Genomic DNA, 21,842 nt, shown 5'->3' on the forward strand with positions numbered 1-21,842 from the left:
CTTGTTTCAGATAGCTAACCACACATGCTATAAAATTGTTTGATTTTGGCTATACACCCAAAGCGGTGAATATTTCCTTTATTGAAAGATGTGCGCCGCAAACATGTTCGTCTGCCGCGCCATAGTACATGGTAATGGTATCGCCATCATCTTCCACAATATGGCCGTTGGTAAATACCACATGGCCGAAAAATCCGGTAAGTTCGTACGGCTCCGAAGGGATCATAATCGGGTCCTGTGTACGGGCAATTACCTTTGATGGATCATTAAGGTCAAGCAGGAAAGCGCCCAGGCAGTACTGGTGTTCAAAGTTCGCACCGTGATAAATTTCCAGCCAGCCCTTTTCCGTTTTTATAGGCGAGCAGCCGCCGCCTACCCGCGCACGGTCCCACATCCCTTCACGGGTTTTTACAATGCATTTGTGATTTCCCCAATGTACACCATCAGGAGACTCGGCCAACCAGATATAATTACCACCAATATCAACGCTGCTGGGGCGGTGTAAAGCGTAGTACTTACCATTTATCTTTTCTTCGAATATTGCTACGTCTTTGTTGTGAGGAGGCAGTATCATGCCGTGGCTTTCAAACGTTTTCCAGTCGGTTGTGGTGCGCATGCCCACACCAACACCACTGTCGCTAACGGCTGTAAAGGTCAGGTAAAACTTTCCTTCAATAGTGGTTACACGGCAATCCTCTATCCCGAAGGTTTGTAATGGCCCAGATCCGTACAGGTATTTATAACCCTCCGGCTCGTGAAAGTTTACGCCATCGTCGCTACATAACAAGCGCAAGTGCGATAAAGTAGTCAGGTAATCTACACCTTTATAACGTACCACCCGTGCATCAGTAGCAATAAGGTCGGCATCGTTCAGGGCGATCTCCATTATTTTTGTTTCGCCTGTGTCGGTCAATATAGGGAAGGATACATGCACCTCTGTTTGCTCGGGCCGTTCTGCAACCCGTACCAGTAACCATGTTTTACCTTCGTATCTAAACACGCCGGGATTAAGCAAGCAGGCAATGTGTAAACCTTGTTGGCTGGGTTTCAGGTGTGAAGGCGATAACAGAGGGTTTTGCGGGAAGCGCTTGGCAATGTCGGGCATAACAGTAACAGTATAATATAATAAACTAACAGGCAAAAAACGAATGAGTTTTATAAATTTGGTGATCTGATTAGTTAACCTGAAGCCTTTTTATGCACGTAGCGGCGATTTTGCCGCTCAGCTTATGTTGTTGATCATTTAATATTTAGTTATGTTGTATGTTCTTGTATTTGCCGCGGTATTACTGTTTGTACTGCATGTAGTTTTTTTACTGATCTCTTTTAAAAACGGTGCACTGCTCACCCGCAGGTACTTCTATTCGCATCTTACGTTATGGCTTACTGGTGGCTGCGTGTTTCTGCTGGCCTTGTTTTACAGCGGCCATGGTATTTCGGGTTTCCTCGACTACTTTAACACTGCCATCAAATTAGGGATGATCCTACTTTTTACGTTTGCGTTATCGCTGGTAGCACACCTTATTGTAAGCAGAATTGTGCTGCCGCTTATGCGTAAATAAGGTTTCCGCGGTTTTTTAGCCATGTTGTAACATGATTGTAGCTTCTAAAAGCTATTCTTTCCAGTAGTTACAACCGGATTACGGCTGGTTAAATCACAATAACTAATTAATAATCAACTCATTAATGTTAATGACAAATAAATGATACGCTCGTTGATTTATCGCTGTACATTTGCTTAACGCTGTTAAATAAGTTATCGGCGTTTTAGCAATGGGAAGTAAAGACAGGATATTACGTTTAAAAGAAGAGACCAGGTGTAACATCCTGACTGCTGCTTTACGTATTGTGAAGGAGGAAGGCTGGCAGGCACTCAGCATGCGTAAGATAGCTGATTTGATTGAATACACCGCACCTATTATTTACGAGTACTTTGCTAATAAAGAAGCTATACTGTTAGAATTAACCCGAATGGGTTATCTGAAACTGGCTCGTGAATTACAGGAGGCTAAAGATAAGCACACCTCTCCGGCTAAACAGCTGGAAGATATGTGGCTTGCCTATTGGAACTATGCTTTCGCTAATAAAGAGTTGTACCAGGTAATGTTTGGCATTACTACTACCTGTAGTTGCGAAATGGTGAACAAGCTTGAAGAAGCCTCTTTACCGTGGGATTTGATAAGCAGTTCTATAGGTGAACTGATGAAGATTGATGATCTCGACTCCGACATCATCTGTACTAAGTATTACACCTTTTGGTCGGTGGTGCATGGGTTGGTTTCTATTAACCTACTAAACCGCGACTCAGGTGACGACATAAACAAACAAGTACTTCGCGATGCGATAACCGGAATTATCCGGTCTATCACTCCGTAAGTTTTTTTAAGAAATTTTTAACACAGTTAGTTTATTTAACAGTGTTAATTAAAATTTGTTAATAAAAGCAGCTAATTTTTGAATGTATTATAAATGAAACGCATAAGCTCCTTAATGTCCACAACATCTAACACTGTTAAATACTTTAACGATGTTGTAGCATTTAAATCCAGTAAATGTCATTAGCCGGGTTATTCAGCGCCGATAAATGACACTGTAATAAATGCAACACTACTGAAATGAAAACGACCGACTCTATATATATAAACAGCCTTCGGGCAGCACTAGACCCTATTAGCTCACCATCAAAACTACTCATCATGAAAAGTATCTTAATTGCAATTATAGCGATAGCTTTATTTAGCTGTTCGCCAAAGCCAGAAACGGCGCAGGCTCCGCCTCCGCCATCATTACCGGTTACCAGCATTACAGCCGGTACCCAAACTACTTACCAAGAGTACCCTGCATCTATCGAAGGAACTGTTAACGTAGAAGTTCGCCCACAGGTAAGCGGCACATTAGACCGCGTATTTGTTGACGAAGGTGCATTTGTACACGCCGGGCAATCATTATTTAAAATAAACGAACAGCCATACCGCGCTGCTTTAAACAACGCATTAGCAAGCCTGCACGCGGCAGAAGCCGCAGCTGTTAATGCACAGCTTGAGGTTGATAAACTTACCCCGCTTGTTGCTAATAAAGTGGTGTCCGACTATCAGCTTAAAACCGCTAAAGCTGCTTACCAGGTAGCAAAGGCAAACATTGAATCTGCAAGAGCAAATGTATCTACCGCGCAGATTAACTTAGGGTATACCTTAATAAAAGCACCTGTAAGCGGTTACATTGGCCGCCTTATTAAGAAGCAGGGCAGCCTGGTTGCTCCTCAGGATGTTGAGGCATTAACCCAATTGTCTGACGTTCACGATGTGCACGTTTATTTCTCTCTGGGAGAGAAGGACTTTGTAAACTTTAAAGACCAATATCCGGGTGAAACTATAGCAGCTAAACTTAAGCGCCTGCCACCTGTAACACTGCTGTTGTCTGATAATAGCGAGTATGCTAAAGAAGGCCGGATTGATGTTGTAGACGGTCAGTTTGATAAAACTACCGGTGCAATAACTGTGCGCGCGAGTTTCGCCAATCCGCAGGGTTTACTCCGTAGCGGCAACACCGGTAAAGTGAGGTTAGGCCTTCAGCATACCAACGCATTGATAGTACCTGAGTCGGCTACTGTTGAAATGCAGGATAAGGTATTTGTTTGGGCAGTTGCAGATAGCAATAAGGTGAAGAAATTACCTATCACCATTGAAGGCAAAAGCGGCAACAACTATTTGGTTAAAGACGGCATAAAAGTAGGTGACCGGATAGTACTTAGCGGCATTGACAAACTGCAGGAAGGTGCCGTTATCAAACCGGAACCCGTAGCAGCTGAAAAAGCCATTGCAAGTAACTAAGTGCTGGATAAAAGTTAACAGCGCGCACTCGCAACTTTGATCTACAACAGAAATCTTTAAAAAGGAAATCGAGGATCAGGATTAGCAGGGGAGATAACGAGGTATAAGCTCTCGTCCCGGCTCTTGCATCTTAATTCTTGGCTCTACAACATCAAAAATCATGTTTAAGAAATTCATAGAAAGGCCGGTACTATCAACCGTTATCTCTATCCTATTGGTGATAGTAGGTATACTCGGCCTTACCAAACTGCCCCTGGAGCGTTTCCCGAACATCGCACCTCCGGCTGTGTTAGTAACCGCTGTATACCCGGGCGCTAATGCCGAAACAATACTACGTTCGGTAACACCTTCCCTGGAAGAAGCAATTAACGGTGTAGAGAACATGACCTACATGACCTCTACGGCAAGTAACGACGGCTCGCTGGCCATTACGGTGTACTTTAAACAAGGTACCAACCCGGATCAGGCCGCTGTAAACGTGCAAAACCGTGTATCGCAAGCAACAAGCCAGTTACCTGCCGAAGTTGTACAGTATGGTATTACCACCACCAAACAGCAAAATAGCTTTATTGGTGCATTGGCTATCTATACCGACGATCCTAAAAAGTACGATGCAACGTTTGTTGCCAACTACGCGCAGATCAACATTGTTCCCGAGATCAAACGTATCCCGGGTGTTGGTTCGGCACAGGTGTTTGGCGGCGTTAAGGATTACAGCATGCGTGTTTGGCTTAGCCCGGCGCAGATGGCTGCATACAAAATCACTCCCGCAGAAGTAATGGCCGCTATACAGGACAAAAACCTGGAAGCAGCTCCGGGCCGTTTTGGCGAACGCAGCGATCAATCGTTTGAATACATTATTAAATATAAAGGTAAACTTACCAAGCCTGAAGAATACCAGAACATTGCTATCCGTGCTAACGCAGACGGAAGCGTGCTGCACCTAAAGGATGTTGCACGTGTGGAACTAGGCGCTTATTCATATAACAGCTATAGCAACCTTAACGGGCACGATGGTGTAATTATCGGTATCATACAACTATCAGGTTCAAACGCCAACGAAATCCAGATACAAATTGATAAGCTGATGGAAAAAGCTTCAAAGAGCTTTCCTGCCGGCATCAAATACAATCAGTTCTATCGCACTAAAACGGATCTTGACGAATCTATAAACCAGGTTGAGCACACACTTGTAGAAGCCTTTATCCTGGTGTTTATAGTAGTGTTCATTTTCTTGCAGGATTTCCGTTCCACGCTTATCCCTGCCATTGCGGTTCCGGTGGCAATTGTGGGTACCTTCTTTTTCATGAACCTTTTTGGGTTCTCCGTTAACTTGTTAACGTTGTTTGCACTCGTACTCGCCATCGGTATTGTGGTAGATGACGCCATTGTGGTGGTCGAGGCCGTACACGCCAAAATGGAACATGACCCCAGCCTGAGCCCTAAAACAGCTACGACTGAGGCTATGCACGAGATCACAGGCGCCATCATATCTATTACCTTAGTTATGGCGGCGGTGTTCTTGCCCGTAAGCTTCATGACCGGCTCTACCGGTATATTCTACAGGCAGTTCGCATTAACTATGGCTATAGCCATTATTATTTCGGCTGTTAACGCTTTAACTTTAAGCCCCGCGCTTGCAGCTCTGTTCTTGAAGAATAAACATACTGCTGACGGACATGATGCACCTAAGAAAGGCTTCGCAGACAAGTTTTACGCTGGTTTTAACGGGAGCTTTAACTACATGACCAACAAGTATGTTGATGGTATAAAGCTGCTTATCCGCAATAAATGGGTGAGTATGGCAGGCCTGGCGCTGGTAATTGTTGCTACCGTATTCATGGTTAACAAAACCAAAACCGGCTTTATCCCTACAGAAGACCAGGGTTTTGTGGCTATAGCAGTGTCAACACCGTCAGGTACTTCGTTAAGCGGTACAAACAAGATATTTAAACAGGCAGAAGATCAGCTAAAAACGTTGCCTTCAGCACGATTTGTTACCGCCCTTTCCGGCTTTAACTTTCTAACACAATCAAGCAGCCCGTCTGCAGGTGTTATATTCCTTTTGTTAAAACCAACTGATGAAAGAGGAGACGTTAAAAATATCGACGAGATACAGAACATTGTAAGAGGAAAATTAGGCGCTGTACCCGGCGGTACGTTCTTCGTGTTTAGTTTTCCAACTGTTCCGGGCTTTAGTAATGTGGAAGCATTAGACGTGGTACTGCAAGATAAAACAAACGGAAAGCTGGATAAATTCAGCGGTATCACCAATAATTTTATTGCAAAGTTAATGCAGAAACCTGCTGTAGCCTACGCTTTCACATCGTACAAAGCAGATTATCCGCAACTGGAATTGCAGATTGATGATGAAAAGGCAAGTCAGCTGGGTGTTAACGTGAAGGACATCCTTTCTACCATGCAGGCTTACTTTGGTACGGCACAAGCATCAGACTTTAACCGCTTTGGTAAATACTACCGCGTAGTGGTACAGGCTGACGTCGCCGACCGCACCGACCCCACAACTATCGACCGTGTTTTTGTTAAAAATAATGCTGGTGAAAGCGTGCCAATCAACACACTGGTAAAACTGACCCGTGTATATGGTTCCGAAACCGCCTCACGTTATAACCTGTTCAACTCTATCGAAGTAAACGCTATTCCTAAACCAGGGTACAGCTCTGGCGATGCTATCAAGGCAATTGAGGAAACCGCTAAAGAACAACTGCCTGACGGCTTCACTTACGAATTCTCCGGCCAAACCCGCGAAGAGATATCATCAGGCGGGCAATCAGCAGTGGTATTCATGCTTTGTTTAATATTTGTGTACTTCTTACTATCTGCACAATACGAAAGCTATATCCTGCCACTGGCGGTTATCCTGTCTATCCCTACAGGTATATTCGGTGTGTTTGCTGTACTGGGCTTAACCGGTATTGAAAATAATATATACGTACAGGTAGCGCTCATCATGCTTATCGGGTTGCTGGCCAAGAACGCCATCCTTATCGTTGAGTTTGCTGTTCAGAAAAGGCGCTCAGGTTTAAGCTTGGTTAACGCAGCAATTGAAGCGGCTCGATTAAGGCTTCGCCCAATTATCATGACATCGCTTGCATTCGTGTTCGGGTTGTTCCCAATGAGTATAGCAACCGGCCCGTCTGCACAGGGTAACCACTCTATTAGTATAGGTGCTGCGGGTGGCATGGTGTCCGGAGTACTGTTGGGCTTGTTCATCATCCCGGTTCTGTTTGTAATATTTCAGCACCTGCAGGAAAAGATCAGCGGCGTACCGTTTGACAGGCACCGCGACGAGCATGGCGTAAAACAACAGCAATTAGAAGGAGAATTGGCATAACACTTAGAATTCAACCTCTACTTTTCAGTAGGGGTTGAATTCAGAGATTCATATAATCAAAAACATACTCATTCCAGCTACAGTCCAGGTCTTGAAAGCAGACTTAGCCAGATGAGAAAAAGTATAAAACAATGAAAACGTTAATAAACAGGCTGGCAATAATACTGGTGGTACTTACCGGCTGTTCGGTATCGAAAGATGTCAATACACCTAAACCAGAGTTGCCTGCTTCCTTCAGGAATGCTGCGGCTACCACCACAGCCGACACCACCAGCATTGCAGATATAGAATGGAAGAATTTCTTTGCTGATGCTACCCTGCAAAAGCTGATTGACAGCGCTATCACCAGGAACTACGACATGCAGATCGCTGTCAAGAACATTGAATCTGCGCAACTGCTATTTAAACAGGTAAAGTGGAATTATCTGCCATCAGTAGGTCTTAATGTTACCGCATCAACAAACCGCCCTAGTGATAACAGCCTCAATGGCCTTAGCCTAAACCAGTTTGTAGGCACAAAGCACATTGAGGACTACAATGCTAACCTTGCTCTTTCATGGGAAGCTGACATTTGGGGTAAGATAAAAAACCGCCAGCGTGCAGCTTTAGCAACCTATCTGCAAACTGCCGAAGCTAAAAAGGCAATACAAACAAATATTGTTGCCAGCGTATCACAGGGTTATTACAACCTGCTGATGCTGGACGAGCAGCTAAACATTGCACAAAGGAATGTCACCTTAAATGATAGCACACTGCGCATCATCCGCCTGCAGTTTGATGCCGGGCAGGTAACTTCACTGGCTGTACAACAAGCCGAAGCACAACGCCAGGCAGCACAGCAACTGGTGCCGCAGTTTGAGCAGAACATAGCTATACAGGAGAATGCTATACGCATACTCACTGGCGCTTTGCCTGACAAGGTAGAACGCACTGCAAGGCTTAACGATCAACAGGTTCCGGATAACATTTCTGCAGGTTTGCCATCAGCTATTGTAAGCCGCAGGCCGGATGTAAAGAGTTCTGAACTGGCACTTACCATTGCCAACGCGCAGGTAGGCATTACTAAAGCGCAAATGTACCCTGCACTTACCATTACCGCGCAGGGTGGTGTAAACTCTTTCCGGGCAAGTAACTGGTTCAATGTGCCGGCATCTTTGTTCGGTACTGTGGTGGGCGGTGTTGCCCAGCCGCTGTTTGCACGCAAGCAGCTTCGCACCCAGTACGAGGTTGCCAAGGTTGAGCGTGAGAGAACAGTGCTGCAGTTCCGCCAGTCGGTATTGAACGCAGTAGGTGAGGTGAGCGATGCGCTTGTGCGTATAGAAAAGTTAAAACAGCAGCAGGCGATTGCGGCTAATCGTGTAAAAACACTACAGCAGGCAATTATCAACGCAAACCTATTGTTCAGGAATGGTATGGCTAATTACCTGGAAGTAATAACCGCGCAAGGCAACGTGCTGCAAAGCGAACTGGAACTTGCATCGGTGAAAAGAGAACAGTTGAGTGCTGTGTCTGAACTTTATCGCTCCCTCGGGGGCGGTTGGAAATAATGATGGATGAGCATTAGTTCAGATAAAACGCCCCGCGGTTTTCGCGGGGCGTTTTTAGTTTAATGCCTCTAGATATGATCTCAGCCTTTAAAGGGGCAATGTATACTCTATCGCTGTACTACACTATCTGGCCTGTTTGTATGTCTACAGTGTAAACAGTTCCGTTAATAGTGATCTTCACCTTGTGATTACCTAAAAACACAATACTGCCTTTGTAGTTCCATTTACCTTGAGGGGTATCGCCGGTAGTTTCAAATGTTGCGGTGCCGCTTTCGACATCACCGTCTTTTGTTGGGTCTATAATTAACGAAACAAGCTTGTAATTAAACAAAGTCGTTAATTTTTGCTTTGATCCTGTTTTATACTGAAGACTAGCTTTGGTATTCAGCACCCCGCTGAATGTTAGTTTCGCATCCGGGTTTTGAGGATTTACACTGCTCATATTGATGTTTTGCAGTAGGTTGTACTTTGCTTCCATGCTTGGGGTGGTCATGGCTACCAGCAGGCTGTCGTAAGCGCTTAACCCACTTGGCTGATCATTGGTGCAAATAGTACTGTATTTAAAGCGGCCTCCAACGGTCATCTTAAGAGTATCCACACTTAAATCAAAACTCATTGTCGTATCCACCTGCATGCCGCACTCTGGGTTTACAGAATTGATTCTTATTTTAGGACGGTTGGGTGGAGTGGCATTTATTTGCGGACTTAAACCATCGTTTAAGCTAAAGCCGCCAAGGCCACCATAAAGGCTTTGCGCCAGGTTCAATGCAATTTGCTGGCTTACTTCTTTGGAAGATACACTGCTGGTGCCATAATCTACCGGGTCCTTTGTACAAGAAGTATAAAGAAATACAATGGCAACAACGGCAAGAATACAAGAGAGTAATTTTCTTTTCATGTGATAAAGATTCGGTGTTTATTTTTCACTTGTAAAATTAAGTAAAAAGTGCAAAATTTTCAAAGTATTGATAATCAGTTTAGAAGATATTATAAAAGATTAGTTCACATTTTCTTTACGTAAAAAGCCCTGCTTGCACAACAAACAGGGCTTTTCAAAAAACTTGTTACTAAGTTACTTACTTGCCAGTATCTCAACATGTTCTATCAAGGGTTCCAGCGCCAGCAGTTCTGGAGCTTTGGCCATTAAGGCCGCGGCAATTTTACCTGCCAGATGGGCCTGCCGGCCTTCGTCGCCCGGGAAGGTATCAAATATGCCAAATACACTTTCACTAACGCGATAAGCATACCAGTTAATGGTTTCGGGTTCATCTTCGGCAAGAGGCTGGGCACTTTTTAAAAATTGCGCCAAATCGTACTCGTGACCGGGCTTGGCCACGAGCTTTACTAGTAATCCGGTTTTTATCATAATGGATGTAGGGCTTTGATTCAATTACGTTTAAGCAATAGTAATGGTTTTGCTATGAGCAGAATGTTTCCCCAGGACCATTAGTCCCATGGCGAGGTAACCAAGATCCTTCAAGATGAAAAACTCGGTTGTTGGTACGCCTTCAACTATCTTCCACACACCGGGAGTGGTAAATAAAAAGCTAAGAGTTGTCGCGAAGATTACTATCGTAAGGTATCCTGCAATGCTGCCCAGCTTATCATTCCAAAATGACGCAATGAGCAAAGCACCGGTAACTATTTCAAAAACCCCAATGAAGTTAGATACTGCCTGTACGGTTGCCACCTTATACATCCAGCTCATCAGAAAACTGTGTTCAACTAAAGGCATTATAGCGTTTGCCTCCGTAACGGTAAATTTAAAAATGCCAATCCACAGCAGGATGAGTGAGGTTGATACTACACCCAGCGTGTAGCCTGTTTTTGTAAGTTTCATTGTTGTGATGTTTTACCGCTTAGTACAGCAAGTGGCAAATACCTTACAATTAATTTAACTCACTGATTAATGTCTTGTAACAAACGCAAAATCGCCCCGGCTAAACAGCCGGGGCGATCGCTAAAATTGGAATCGGAATATTTTGAACTCTGCTTATTATTAACTGTAATCCGGTTTAAAACCTGGTAGATAATGTAGCACCATATACCCTTGGGTTACCCAGGTGCGCCGCACCGAAATCGTAAGCATAATCAATATAGTGTTTGTTGCTTAAGTTGCTTCCCCAAACAAACAGGTCAAAACGCTTTGTACTTACGCCAAAACGTGCATTGAAAGTGCTATAGCCATCCTGTTTTATCTGATTAGCCAAATCAAAGTACTGATCGCCCAGGTAGCGCCATTCACCGCGCAGGATGAGTTTTGTTTGCTTGTTATCCAATGGATAAGCATATTGCGCTGCCAGCATGCTCGTAATATCAGGCGTGTAAACCTGGTGGTTGCCATTCAGGTTCACTACCGCACCATTACTAGGTACCTGCAGGTTGGTATAACGGGCGTGAGTGTAGCCGAAGTTATAGGAAAGATCCAAGCCCTTTAATACGGTTGCGGCTACTTCAGCTTCGGCACCTTTGCTATGCAGTTTACCTGCATTTCGGGTAACGGTAAGGCCTTGAGGAAGTATCAGTGTAGGCACCTGCGCATTGTTGATGCCAATATAGAACAAAGATACATTAACCCTCAATTTGTTGTTCAGCAATGAATTCTTAGAACCTACTTCAAAGTTGTTACTGTACTCGGGTTTGAAGGCATACAATGGTGGCTGTGTAGGATCTGCCCCTAACTGACTCAAGCCACCTGCGCGGAAACCCCTGCTGTAAGTTGCATACAGATTATTGGCTTCAGATGCATGATAAGCCAGGCTTACCTTTGGCGAAAACGCGTTAAAGTGAGCCGTTGCCGAGCTGTCGTTCTGCGATACGATTGGATCTGAACCACCTGGTATATATAGGCCTGCAACACGGCCTTTTTTGTGCTCGAAATCATAACGGATGCCGGCAGTAACGTCCCATTTTGGATCAATAACAAAGGTAGCCTGCGCGTAAGCAGCCCAACCATAATTGCGTTCAATATTGGTATTAACAGCTGCATCCCCGCCAAAACCAGTCGCCGACTTAGTTGGCGCATATCGGTAAAAACCATATAGCCCTGTGGTCCATCTAATTTTCGAGGCGGATGCAGGCGAGGTAAACCTGAACTCCTGCGTGCCAACTTCTACCTTATTAAATTGGGGGCCGTAATTGTTGTTGATAGTGACTGCATCAACAGGAGAGAAGTCGCCGTCAATTGGAACGGTATAATAACGGTAGTTTTTCTGGTAAGCGCTGCTTGATGTAAAGATAAACCCTTTTCCGGCGTAGTTTGCAGTTAATGATGCATTCAGGATGTTGTCAACCATTTTAGTGGTTGCGTTCTGGCTCACCTGGAACGGCGTGGCTAAGGCATCGGCAGGAGACGGGGCGAGTGCAAATGGTCCATTGTTACGGTTAGCGTAATTTTTCACGTTAAGCGTTAATGAGAAGTTTTGCGTGGCCAGGTACTTCAGGTAATAATTACCCATAAAAGTGTGCTGCTTGTCCAGTTTGGTATTGTTGTACAGGTTATTGTAAAAGCCGTCAAAGCCGGTATACAGGCCTGCTACACCCAGGTACAGTTTATCTTTTACAAGTGGCGTACGCATACCCAGGCTAATGCGCTTTTGATCGTAGCTACCGTAGTTAAGCTCGGCAAAGCCGGTAGTTTCGTTAGTTGGCTGTTTAGTAATAACATTGATAACGCCGCCCATTGCATTACGGCCGTAGAGCGTTCCCTGCGGACCGCGTAAGACCTCCACACGTTCTACATCAAACAGCTGCGGAATGTAGGTATCCAGGCTAAACTGGTTAACCCCGTCAATATAAGTAGCCACGGCGGGATCATAGGAGGTTGTAGCTACACCCCTGATGCTGGTAACGTTGCGGTTATCGCCGGGATTTGAAGAGTACAAGTTTGGCACTATAGCTGTTATGTCCTTCAAATTCCAAACACGATAATCCTGAACCTGCTTGGCGGATAAGGTAGATATGCTAAACGGCACCTGCTGAGCCGATTCTTCGCTTTTTTGCGCGGTGACTACCACTTCATCCAGGCGGTTGCTAGCTTCAGAAAGTTGTATGCTAGTAAATTGCCTTCCATCAGCGATGGTTATAGTTTGGTTCACAGCCGCAAAGGCTATACTGCTTACATGCAAAGTATAGGTACCTGCAGGTACCTTGTTAAAACGGAATGCGCCTTTAGCATCAGTAACGGTGCTGTAGTTGGTATTCAGCAGGTTTACGTTTGCTCCATGGATGGGGGCTGCGTGGGTGTCGGTTACAAGGCCCGAAAAGTTTACGCGGGATTGAGCGAAGGCCTGGCCAATTGAAGCCAGGAGAGCAAACAGTACTACTATCTTTTTCATCATTAAAATAAAAAGCGGATATGATTTTTGATCATATCCGCTGCAAAGAAAAGGTTTAACTTATTTAAGGGAATAAATCCAGTTCACTATCTTTTTGGTATCGGCAGGTTTAAGGTTAGGGTGCGCAGGCATATCCACATCGCCCCAAACACCGTGGCCGCCTGTTACTATCTTTTTCATCAGGTGTGCGGTAGAAGCAGCGTTGTTAGGATACTTCTTAGCAACATCTGTAAAGGCAGGGCCAACAGATTTTTCGTTTACCTTATGGCAGGCCGCGCAATCCAGCGACATAACCAGCGCCTTGCCGGCGGCATTAGCTTTTATAGCTGCTACCTTAGCTTTCATGTCCGGAGAATCCTGACCAGCTAGAATTGAGGCAGTTTTTGATTCGCTTGTAGCGCCTTCTTCGTCCTTAGCTACTACGGATACATTATAGTTACCTTTTTTGGTGAAAGTGTAAGTAAGCTTTGGTAAAGTGGTGGTTTTAGTTACTCCGTTACCAAGGTTCCAAACGTAGCTCATCTTGTTCTTTTCAGGATCGGTAGCCTTTACGGTAAGCACAGTTGTAAGCGGTACAGCACCGTAACCCTTGCTTGATGTTACAGCAGCTACAACCGGCGCGCGGTTTCCGCTATTGTAATCTATGCGTAGTATACCGGCATCCTTGTTTTTGGCAAACCAGCCTGAGCCATACTCCAGTACATATATTTTACCATCCGGACCTGTCTCCATATCAATAGGATTATGGAATTTAGTGTTGGCCATAAATGGTTCCATTTTGTCCAGATCGCCGTTTGGCTGCAGGGTAAGCAGTTTAATGAAACCGCGTATCCAATCGTAGAAAACTACTTTTTTGTCAAAGTAGTCCGGCATGCGTGTCGCTTTCGGGAACATGTCTGTATAATATGCCGGGCCTGCCATTGCATTACGGCCACCTGAACCCACCTGAGGGAAATCAGGAGAAGCTGCATAAGGGTACCAGATAAATGCCGGCTGTGCTGGTGGCAGTTCTCTTAATCCAGTGTTGTTTTTTGAATCATTAATAGGGTGCATTGGGTCAAACGGCGCACCTGATTTGCCAGTCGCATAGTCATATGGGCGATAAGGGTAGTTGTTTCCCACAAACAATGGCCAGCCGAAGAAACCTGCTTTACGGGCCTGGTTAAACTCGTCGTAACCGCGTGGACCGCGGGTCTCCAGGCTGTCGTTCTGCGCATCCGGGCCAACTTCACCCCAGTATAAGAAACCATTTTTCTGGTCTACAGATATACGGTAAGGGTTACGGTCACCCATTACATAAATCTCCGGGCGGGTTTTCTCAGTACCTGGTTTAAATAAGTTGCCTTCCGGGATGCTGTATGTTCCATCATCCTTTACTTTTATCCTCAGAATTTTACCGCGCAGGTCGTTAGTGTTACCTGCAGAACGGCGTGCATCATGGTTAAGGAATTCAGGACGATCATCAAGTGGTGCAAAAGCGTGTGTGTTGTAAGCTTTTTTACCTGGCTCGTCAAAAGGTGTGCTGTTATCTCCGGCAGAAAGGAACAGGGTGCGGTCCGGGCCAAAGGCTATAGAACCACCTGTATGGCAGCAGATCTCGCGTTGTGAGTAGAACTGCAGGATTACCTTCTCAGATTTATTATCGATAGTGTCGCCGGTCATGGTAAAGCGCGAAAGGCGGTTAACTGATGTGTCTGACGGGCTGTAGAAAACATAAACCCAATGGTTTTTAGCAAAGTCCGGGTCTGTTTTAAGGCCAAGTACACCTTCTTCGGCGTTAACACCTTTAGTATGCGTTTTCCAGTATACATCCAGAAAACCGGCTTGTTTCATCTTCTTAGTATCATGCTTGTACAGCATAATTTCGCCGCGGCGCTGGGCAACCAATATGTCCAGGTTTGGCAGTATTGACATCTCGGTCGGCTCGAACAGGGTGCCTTCGTTTAGTTGAGTTTTTACAAAGCGGTTCTCCTCCGGCACACGCACAGTAGTGGCTTTGCTGTAGTCCAGCTTTTTGTTGTCACCAATAGCGTATTGTATGCCACCCAGCAGGTGTTTCAAATAAACCGGATCGCTGTATGATTCGTTGGTGTGACCCATTTCGGTGTAGAAAGAGCGGCCGTTCTCAAAATTCTGGTACCACGCCATCGGGTGATTATCGCCGTTAGCGCCACCTTTGTAGCTGCTCTCGTCAATTTTAACCAGCACGTGTATTTTGTTGCTGATCATTTTATAGTTGTACCATTCGTCCTTACGGCGCCAAACATCAGGCATACCTTTGGTAGAAGGATGGTTCTTGTCTACGATCTTCAGGTTAGCTTCCTGCTGTTCCGGGTGGCTCAGGAAGTAAGCGCCAACAAGGCGACCATAGTACTTCCAGTCATACTCGGCATCTGCAGCGGCATGTACACCAACAAAGTTGCCGCCCGCTTGCATGTAGCGCTCCAGGTCGGCCTGCTGGTAGTTGTTCAGCATATAACCGGTAGTGTTCAGGAAAACCAGCGCGCTGTATTTACTCAGGTTGCTCTCGGTTATCTTGGCAGCGTCAGAAGTGGTATCTACCAGGAAGCCGTTTTCTGTACCCAGCTTCATAATAGCAGGCGCACCAACAGCAATAGACTCGTGGTGGTAGCCCGAAGTTTTGGTAAAAACAAGTATCCTCGGCTTAACAGGTATCTTGCTGAAGTTGAACAGCACAACGCATAGCGCAAGCAGGAGGGTAATTTTCAATCTCATATAAAGTGTTTAATTGGTAATTCTAATTGGTGGTATAATTCATTGTGTACATTATACGCAATAAATATAAAGCTTTAAATTGTATACAGCTAAGGTATCTTAAAAAAAATTGTTCTTAAGCCTTTACAAGTGCTTAATATACCGTTGCGTTATATTGTAATGCAATTTTTACTCAGTAGCTGATTTAACGGGTTATATTTTGTTAACATTGCCTTGCTGATCATTCCCATAGTCTTTCTTTCTGCCTAAACCTTAAAACCATAAATAAAGCTTTTGGTTGTAACCTCTACAGCCTGTTGACAGCGCTGTGCTAAAAATCAGCAAAGAATGAAACACGGGTTAATGATTGACATGGATGGCGTTATATATGCCGGGGATACGCTGATTGAAGGAGCGGACATATTTATTAAACGCCTGCTCGAGGAGGATGTACCTTTTACTTTCCTGTCTAACAATAGCCAACGCACGCGGACAGAGTCTGTTGAGAAACTGGGCAAGCTGGGTATTGAGGTAACTGAAGAACATATTTACAACAGTGCTATGGCTACCAGTACTTTTCTGAAAGATCAGTACCCAGGGTGCAGTGCTTACGTGCTGGGCGAAGGTGGCTTGCTAACCAGCCTGGAAGAAACTGGAATAGTGCTGGTGGATAAAGACCCAGACTTTGTTATACTTGGTGAAGGGCACGAATTTACCTTGCAAATGGTGCACAGTGCTGTGGATATGATCTTGGCGGGTGCAAAGTTTATTGCCACTAACCGCGACCCATCTCCCCGGAAAGCAGGTTGGAACAACCTCGGCATTGCCGCTACAGCCGCCATGATTGAGGAAGCCAGCGGCCGCGAAGCTTTTGTAATAGGGAAACCAAGCCCCGTGATGATGCGCTCTGCAAGTGCTTACATGCAACTGTTACCCTCGCAGACCACCATAATTGGCGACACGATGGAGACCGATATAAAAGGTGGTATTTATATGGGCTTTAAAACTGTCCTGGTATTATCCGGCATGGCAGATAAAGAAACTCTTTCTACCTACGCCTATAAACCTAACCTGGTAGTAAAGGCTGTAAATGAAATAGAGCTGCCCTTAAAATGGTGGTAAGCCGCTGAAAGCTTTGCAGCAAAGTTAAGTGTGCCTTATTGAGCAGGCGCGTCAAGCAATAAATGTAACAACTTTATCTGATGGTTTTCGACAATTGCAATGTCCATACCCGTAGCTACGGGTGTTTGGCCGGGGATGCCCAGTGTCCAGGTAATGTGCTGCACCTGGTGGTTAACATGCGATGGCCTGCTCAGCTCAAACTTAAATTCCAGTGGCCATTGCGACTGGAGCTTGGAGATTAGCTCGTTTATAGCCTCATAACCTTCAATTGCCGGTCCGTCGTTCGACTCATAGAAAACAATGTCGGCAGCGTATATCTCTGCCATAGCTTTTAGCCTTTTTTCCGGATCACGGTCGTTCCATATTATTAAAAGGCTGTCCTCTAAAAGTTTTGCGCTGCTATCCATTATTGATGTTGTTTGTTTCAAATGTATCATTTCTGATGAATCTGACATGCGGCAAACGCAGCCCGATGTATAAATTCTTAATTTTGCGGCAGATAAAAGTTTCACCATGTCTATATCCACCGAAAACGAAAGAACCGGGATGCAGCAGGCCAGCGATGCGGTTGCCATTACGCTTAAAAAGATGCGGGAGTATGCAAAACCCGGTATATCTACAAAGGAACTTGACGACTACGGCGGCAAATTACTGGCAGAACTTGGCGCATCATCGGCACCATTGCTTACCTATAATTTCCCCGGGTATACCTGCATAAGCGTTAACGAAGTAGCCGCGCACGGCATACCATCAGCAAATGTGATACTTAAAGAGGGCGACCTGATAAATATCGACGTATCTGCAGAGCTGAACGGCTATTGGGCCGATAACGGTGGGTCATTCGTTATAGGAGAGGACCTGCACGGCCATGGCAAGCTGGTAGAAGCATCTAAAGAGATATTAAAGAAAGCCATCAGCAACATTAAAGGCGGTGTTAGGATATCTGATATTGGCAAGCTTATAGAGACCGAAGCTAAAAAGGCAGGGTATACTGTCCTGAAGAACTTAACCGGACACGGCGTGGGCCGCAGCCTGCATGAAGAGCCACACGAAATTGCTAATTACTGCGACAGGTATAACACCACCCGTTTCAAAAAGAATTCTGTAGTGGCGATAGAGACTTTTATTTCCACAAAGTCGACCATTGCCGAAACACAGGCCGATGGATGGACACTTATTGGCAACCGCGGCGGGTTTGTTGCACAGCACGAACATACTATAATGGTGACCGGCGGCCAGCCGGTAATTTTTACCGCTGAGAACGGCATTTGGGATTAAGCCCCGCCAACTTATTTGCGTAATATTTTGTCCATAGCTTTACCTTTTGCCAGTTCGTCTATCAGCTTATCCATATAGCGTATCTTCTGCATTAGCTCATCTTCGATGTCTTCTACACGATAGCCGCAAATTACACCAGTTATTTTCGATGCATTTGGGTGCAGCTGAGGCGCTTCTGCAAAAAAGGCTTCCAGGCTGCATTTATCATCAATTTGCTGCTGTAGCTGCTGTTGGCTATAACCCGTTAGCCAGCAGATAACGGCGTCTGCCTCTTCCTTTGTACGGCCTTTCTTCTCTACTTTGTTAATGTAGTGGGGGTACACGCCCGCAAAGGACATTTTGTAAACTTTGGTGTTATCCATTGATGCCGGGTTTATACACAATTATAGTACTTGTTAATACAACTTAATAATCTATCTGCATCAATTCTCAGTTTTAAAAAATGTAGCAAGCAAGCCCCCGTTTACTTATCTTACGCCCAATTATACATCACCATGATCTCATTTCTGCAACGCGCTTTACTCATTGCTGCTTTTACTTTAGCTGGATACAGCATTCACGCCCAGGTCGCCCGTTTTACTATTAAGAGCCCTGATAATAAAATATCAGCAACGTTTTTTAACAGTAACGGTGCGTTATATTACAAGGTGCAGTTTAAGGGCCAAGCTGTTATTGAACCATCGGCCATGGGTTTGGTGGTAGATAGCAGTGTTTACGCAAAATGCAAGCCGATACATCCATCCAAAATAGCGTTAATAAGAAACACTTTCGCCTGGCGGGGTGTACACAGCTTGGCTCAACACCACGCAAACTCATCAACAATTAAAATTATGTCCGATGATAAAAGCAAAGCTGACTGGGCCGTTGATGTGCAGGTGTTTAACAACGGTGTTGCTTTCAGGTACAATATTCCTCATAATGGCGTTGCAGAAGTTAGCCGTGAGCTAACTGAGTTTACTGTTCCTGCGCAGTCTGCCGTTTGGTGGCAGGGAGATATCCATAACTATGAAGGTGAGTATACCAGGAGCCAGCCATCTGCCATCAAGAAAGGGCAGCCTATTGGTATGCCGCTTACATTAGTGCTGCCCAATAACTTCGGCTATGCCGCCGTTACAGAGGCTGGTATTAACAACTTTGCCGGGGCACATCTTGTAGCAGGTGGTTTCAATTCGTTTTATACTGCTCTTGAAGGAAACGTAAAGCTAAGCGGCAGTACCAAAACACCATGGCGGGTGATCAGCATAGGGCAAAACCTTAATGAGCTGGTTAACGCTGATATTGTGGCCAGCTTATCTGATAAGCCGGACGCAATATTGTTCCCTCAAGGCTTTAATACCCCTTGGATAAAACCGGGCAAAAGTGTATGGTCATGGATGACGGCTAACCGCGCTGTTACTCCGGAGAACATGCGGAAGTTTTCTGACCTGGCGGCACAATGCGGCATCCCTTACAATCTTGTTGATGATGGCTGGGGAAAGTGGCGCGAGCCAGGCAAAGACCAATGGCAGATACTCAAGGATCTGGTCGATTACTCTGCTGCTAAAAACGTAAAGATTTGGGTTTGGGCTGCCTATCCCGACAACAATGGCTTACCGGGACTTAGGGACTCGGTTTACCTCAAGACATTTCTAACCAAATGCCACGAGATGGGTGTAGCAGGGGTAAAGATTGATTTCATGAGCAGCGAATCCCAAAATGTGATGGCTTTTTACGAGCGTGCGTGCAGAGAAGCCGCCAGGCTTAAGTTAATGATTGATTTTCATGGTGCAGGTAAACCGTCTGGACAAAGCCGTACCTGGCCTAACGAGCTTACAAGAGAAGCTGTACGGGGACTTGAATACAGCGACGATACCGATTGGCCTACCCACAATACCATCATCCCGTTTACCCGTTACTTGGCTGGGCCTGGGGATTATACGCCGCTTAGCACGGCTAAGTTTGTATCGAATACCACGCTTGCTCACCAGGTTGCTACAGTGGTGACATTTACATCGCCGTTTTTGTGTTTGGGTGTTGACCCGGCCGACTTGCTGAAAAGCGAAGCATTGCCGTTTGTACGGGCTATACCTAGCGTATGGGACGAAACAATTGTGTTGCAACCAAGCGCCATAGGTGAAGTGTGCGTAATGGCCCGCCGCAGTGGCACAAAGTGGTTTTTGGCTGTAATAAACAATAAGCAGGCAAAAGATATTACAGTGCCATTGTCGTTTCTTGGTGATAAAACTTACAGCTGCAAGTCGCTTGGGAATACTACCCTGTCAGGTAAAATAAACGGTGGAGGCCGGCCCACCAATAAAATGATCAAGGTTGCGCTAAAATCCGGTGACGGCATGGTAGCTATTTTTGAGCCGATGTAAGGAAAACTATGATCCTGCCGATTGGTTACAACAGCGTGGTATACGGTAATTACATAAAAAATGAGTAGCCAGTGTTTATCTGCCTACTCATCCCGCTTTATAATTTCGTTATCTCCTTCTTGCGGCACTTCATCAACCTGGCTGTCATCGCTTGTTAACAGGCAGTTACTAAGCTGTTGAACTATTGAGGTTAAAGACTCATCGTTTCCTGCCAGTGCAATAACTTTCCTGATTTGTTCAGGAGTTGCTTCGATATCTATTTTCATGGTGATAACAAAGCAATAAAAAAGCCAGAAAAGTAGAGATAGTTGATTAAGCAACCCGCATCGGCGAAGCTTACGGCGTGTGTTTTTGGTAGAAAGCTTATAACGTTTGACAATCCCGTTGAGAGCGGCGCTGTGGAAGTAGAAAGGCTTTATGCTTGAAAGGAAATTTTATAATATTTATTATCTTTTAATAAAGTTGATTAACTTATAGCACATTAAACTTTATCATGAAAAAATTAATACTATTTGTAACACTTGCAATGTATGTCTTTACCAGTTGCAAGAAAGATGCTGTGAGATCAAATCTTGAACCTGCTAGCACTAACACTGACTCTGTAATCTCCAGAACTATCAAAGTAAACACCGTAAGCCCTGGTAGTGCAGTGGCTGTTGCATACGAAAACGGCCGTTACATCGCACACCTGGGTTTTGGAGACTTGGATCTGGGAAATATTTATTTTCCTTCAGGAGATTTCATAGAAAATGAAGCCGTATTGCAAGTTGATAATTATTCTGCAGGAGGTCCTTATATAGCTGCGCCATATACTTACTTGCTTGGTAACTCCAAAATAGAATATAGCGCTGATGTTAAGAGTTTTGAAAAAGAATGGAGCAAATTTTTCTCAGGACAGGTAAGCAGCAGCGTTAATCCGTATCCACGACCGAACATCGATAACTACGTAAAAAACTATTACGGACAAGTTGGAGTGTACAAAGGCATTTTGGTCAGAAGTCACAGCGTAGCATCAACTGTAATCATTCGCGAAAGTACTTTCGTGCCGCCAACAGCATCAAACGATTATGTTGTTCTTGGGGGGATTTTTGACCCGGTTACGAATGAAGTTTGGACATTATACGGCAAAGGGGGCTTTATAGTGAAAGCCGTGATTTATAGCAATACAGGCCTTATATATCCAATATCTTTAACAGGAACTTACTCAGGTACACAAGCCAATTATCATATTGCCGGCTCAATCACCAGGACAGGCTATTCACCATTCTCATTTGACACATATGTGAGTCCAATGTAGTCAA

General features: G+C 44.9%; 18 protein-coding genes. 9 read left to right on the forward strand and 9 right to left on the reverse strand.

Annotated elements, in window-relative coordinates:
- Nucleotides 1–49: 49 nt before the first annotated feature.
- Nucleotides 50–1,105, reverse strand: coding sequence for a glycoside hydrolase family 130 protein (locus DYU05_RS00235; RefSeq protein WP_117380993.1), 1,056 nt, complete (start codon nucleotides 1,103–1,105; stop codon nucleotides 50–52).
- 151 nt (nucleotides 1,106–1,256) lie between these two features.
- On the opposite strand from DYU05_RS00235, the gene DYU05_RS00240 reads away from it, so the two are divergent.
- From DYU05_RS00240 to DYU05_RS00260, 5 genes are all read left to right on the forward strand, one after another.
- Nucleotides 1,257–1,562, forward strand: a complete 306-nt coding sequence (locus DYU05_RS00240; RefSeq protein ID WP_117380994.1) for a hypothetical protein — start codon at nucleotides 1,257–1,259, stop codon at nucleotides 1,560–1,562.
- A 211-nt stretch (nucleotides 1,563–1,773) separates the two neighbouring features.
- Entirely contained in the window at nucleotides 1,774–2,376 is a 603-nt protein-coding gene (locus DYU05_RS00245) for a TetR/AcrR family transcriptional regulator (protein ID WP_117380995.1), read from the forward strand.
- Between the two features lie 239 nt (nucleotides 2,377–2,615).
- The gene (locus DYU05_RS00250) at nucleotides 2,616–3,830 is read left to right on the forward strand and encodes an efflux RND transporter periplasmic adaptor subunit (RefSeq protein ID WP_317127846.1); all 1,215 of its coding nucleotides are present in this window, start codon (nucleotides 2,616–2,618) and stop codon (nucleotides 3,828–3,830) included.
- A gap of 160 nt (nucleotides 3,831–3,990) precedes the next feature.
- Nucleotides 3,991–7,185: an efflux RND transporter permease subunit gene (locus tag DYU05_RS00255; RefSeq protein WP_205771743.1), complete on the forward strand. Its 3,195-nt coding sequence runs from the start codon at nucleotides 3,991–3,993 to the stop codon at nucleotides 7,183–7,185.
- 131 nt (nucleotides 7,186–7,316) lie between these two features.
- Nucleotides 7,317–8,732 (forward strand): efflux transporter outer membrane subunit, encoded by a 1,416-nt coding sequence (locus DYU05_RS00260; RefSeq protein ID WP_117380997.1) that lies wholly within the window; start codon nucleotides 7,317–7,319, stop codon nucleotides 8,730–8,732.
- A gap of 118 nt (nucleotides 8,733–8,850) precedes the next feature.
- Here DYU05_RS00260 and DYU05_RS00265 read toward each other — a convergent pair whose 3' ends face one another.
- The 5 genes from DYU05_RS00265 to DYU05_RS00285 form a co-directional block, all read right to left on the reverse strand.
- Entirely contained in the window at nucleotides 8,851–9,630 is a 780-nt protein-coding gene (locus tag DYU05_RS00265) for a hypothetical protein (RefSeq protein ID WP_117380998.1), read from the reverse strand.
- 174 nt (nucleotides 9,631–9,804) lie between these two features.
- A complete protein-coding gene (locus DYU05_RS00270; RefSeq protein WP_117380999.1) occupies nucleotides 9,805–10,098 on the reverse strand; it encodes a putative quinol monooxygenase in 294 nt (97 codons plus the stop codon).
- 30 nt (nucleotides 10,099–10,128) lie between these two features.
- The gene (locus DYU05_RS00275) at nucleotides 10,129–10,572 is read right to left on the reverse strand and encodes a DUF417 family protein (RefSeq protein ID WP_205771744.1); all 444 of its coding nucleotides are present in this window, start codon (nucleotides 10,570–10,572) and stop codon (nucleotides 10,129–10,131) included.
- Between the two features lie 175 nt (nucleotides 10,573–10,747).
- The gene (locus DYU05_RS00280; protein ID WP_117381001.1) at nucleotides 10,748–13,072 is read right to left on the reverse strand and encodes a TonB-dependent receptor; all 2,325 of its coding nucleotides are present in this window, start codon (nucleotides 13,070–13,072) and stop codon (nucleotides 10,748–10,750) included.
- 57 nt (nucleotides 13,073–13,129) lie between these two features.
- Nucleotides 13,130–15,805: a ThuA domain-containing protein gene (locus DYU05_RS00285; RefSeq protein WP_117381002.1), complete on the reverse strand. Its 2,676-nt coding sequence runs from the start codon at nucleotides 15,803–15,805 to the stop codon at nucleotides 13,130–13,132.
- Between the two features lie 327 nt (nucleotides 15,806–16,132).
- Here DYU05_RS00285 and DYU05_RS00290 point away from each other — a divergent pair, with 327 nt between their 5' ends.
- Nucleotides 16,133–16,906: an HAD-IIA family hydrolase gene (locus DYU05_RS00290; RefSeq protein WP_117381003.1), complete on the forward strand. Its 774-nt coding sequence runs from the start codon at nucleotides 16,133–16,135 to the stop codon at nucleotides 16,904–16,906.
- Between the two features lie 35 nt (nucleotides 16,907–16,941).
- On the opposite strand, the gene DYU05_RS00295 is transcribed toward DYU05_RS00290, so the two are convergent.
- Nucleotides 16,942–17,361, reverse strand: coding sequence for a nuclear transport factor 2 family protein (locus tag DYU05_RS00295; RefSeq protein WP_205771745.1), 420 nt, complete (start codon nucleotides 17,359–17,361; stop codon nucleotides 16,942–16,944).
- A 58-nt stretch (nucleotides 17,362–17,419) separates the two neighbouring features.
- Between DYU05_RS00295 and map the strand changes: the two genes are divergently transcribed.
- Entirely contained in the window at nucleotides 17,420–18,184 is a 765-nt protein-coding gene (gene map / locus DYU05_RS00300) for a type I methionyl aminopeptidase (protein WP_117381004.1), read from the forward strand.
- An 11-nt stretch (nucleotides 18,185–18,195) separates the two neighbouring features.
- On the opposite strand, the gene DYU05_RS00305 is transcribed toward map, so the two are convergent.
- Nucleotides 18,196–18,546, reverse strand: a complete 351-nt coding sequence (locus DYU05_RS00305; RefSeq protein WP_117381005.1) for a DUF2200 domain-containing protein — start codon at nucleotides 18,544–18,546, stop codon at nucleotides 18,196–18,198.
- Nucleotides 18,547–18,678: 132 nt separating this feature from the next.
- On the opposite strand from DYU05_RS00305, the gene DYU05_RS00310 reads away from it, so the two are divergent.
- Nucleotides 18,679–20,541, forward strand: a complete 1,863-nt coding sequence (locus DYU05_RS00310; RefSeq protein ID WP_117381006.1) for a glycoside hydrolase family 97 protein — start codon at nucleotides 18,679–18,681, stop codon at nucleotides 20,539–20,541.
- 83 nt (nucleotides 20,542–20,624) lie between these two features.
- Here DYU05_RS00310 and DYU05_RS00315 read toward each other — a convergent pair whose 3' ends face one another.
- Nucleotides 20,625–20,807, reverse strand: coding sequence for a hypothetical protein (locus DYU05_RS00315; protein WP_117381007.1), 183 nt, complete (start codon nucleotides 20,805–20,807; stop codon nucleotides 20,625–20,627).
- 293 nt (nucleotides 20,808–21,100) lie between these two features.
- Between DYU05_RS00315 and DYU05_RS00320 the strand changes: the two genes are divergently transcribed.
- A complete protein-coding gene (locus DYU05_RS00320; protein ID WP_133300135.1) occupies nucleotides 21,101–21,838 on the forward strand; it encodes a hypothetical protein in 738 nt (245 codons plus the stop codon).
- Nucleotides 21,839–21,842: the final 4 nt, after the last annotated feature.

Origin of the sequence: Mucilaginibacter terrenus (assembly GCF_003432065.1) — a bacterium.
GTDB lineage: Bacteria > Bacteroidota > Bacteroidia > Sphingobacteriales > Sphingobacteriaceae > Mucilaginibacter > Mucilaginibacter terrenus.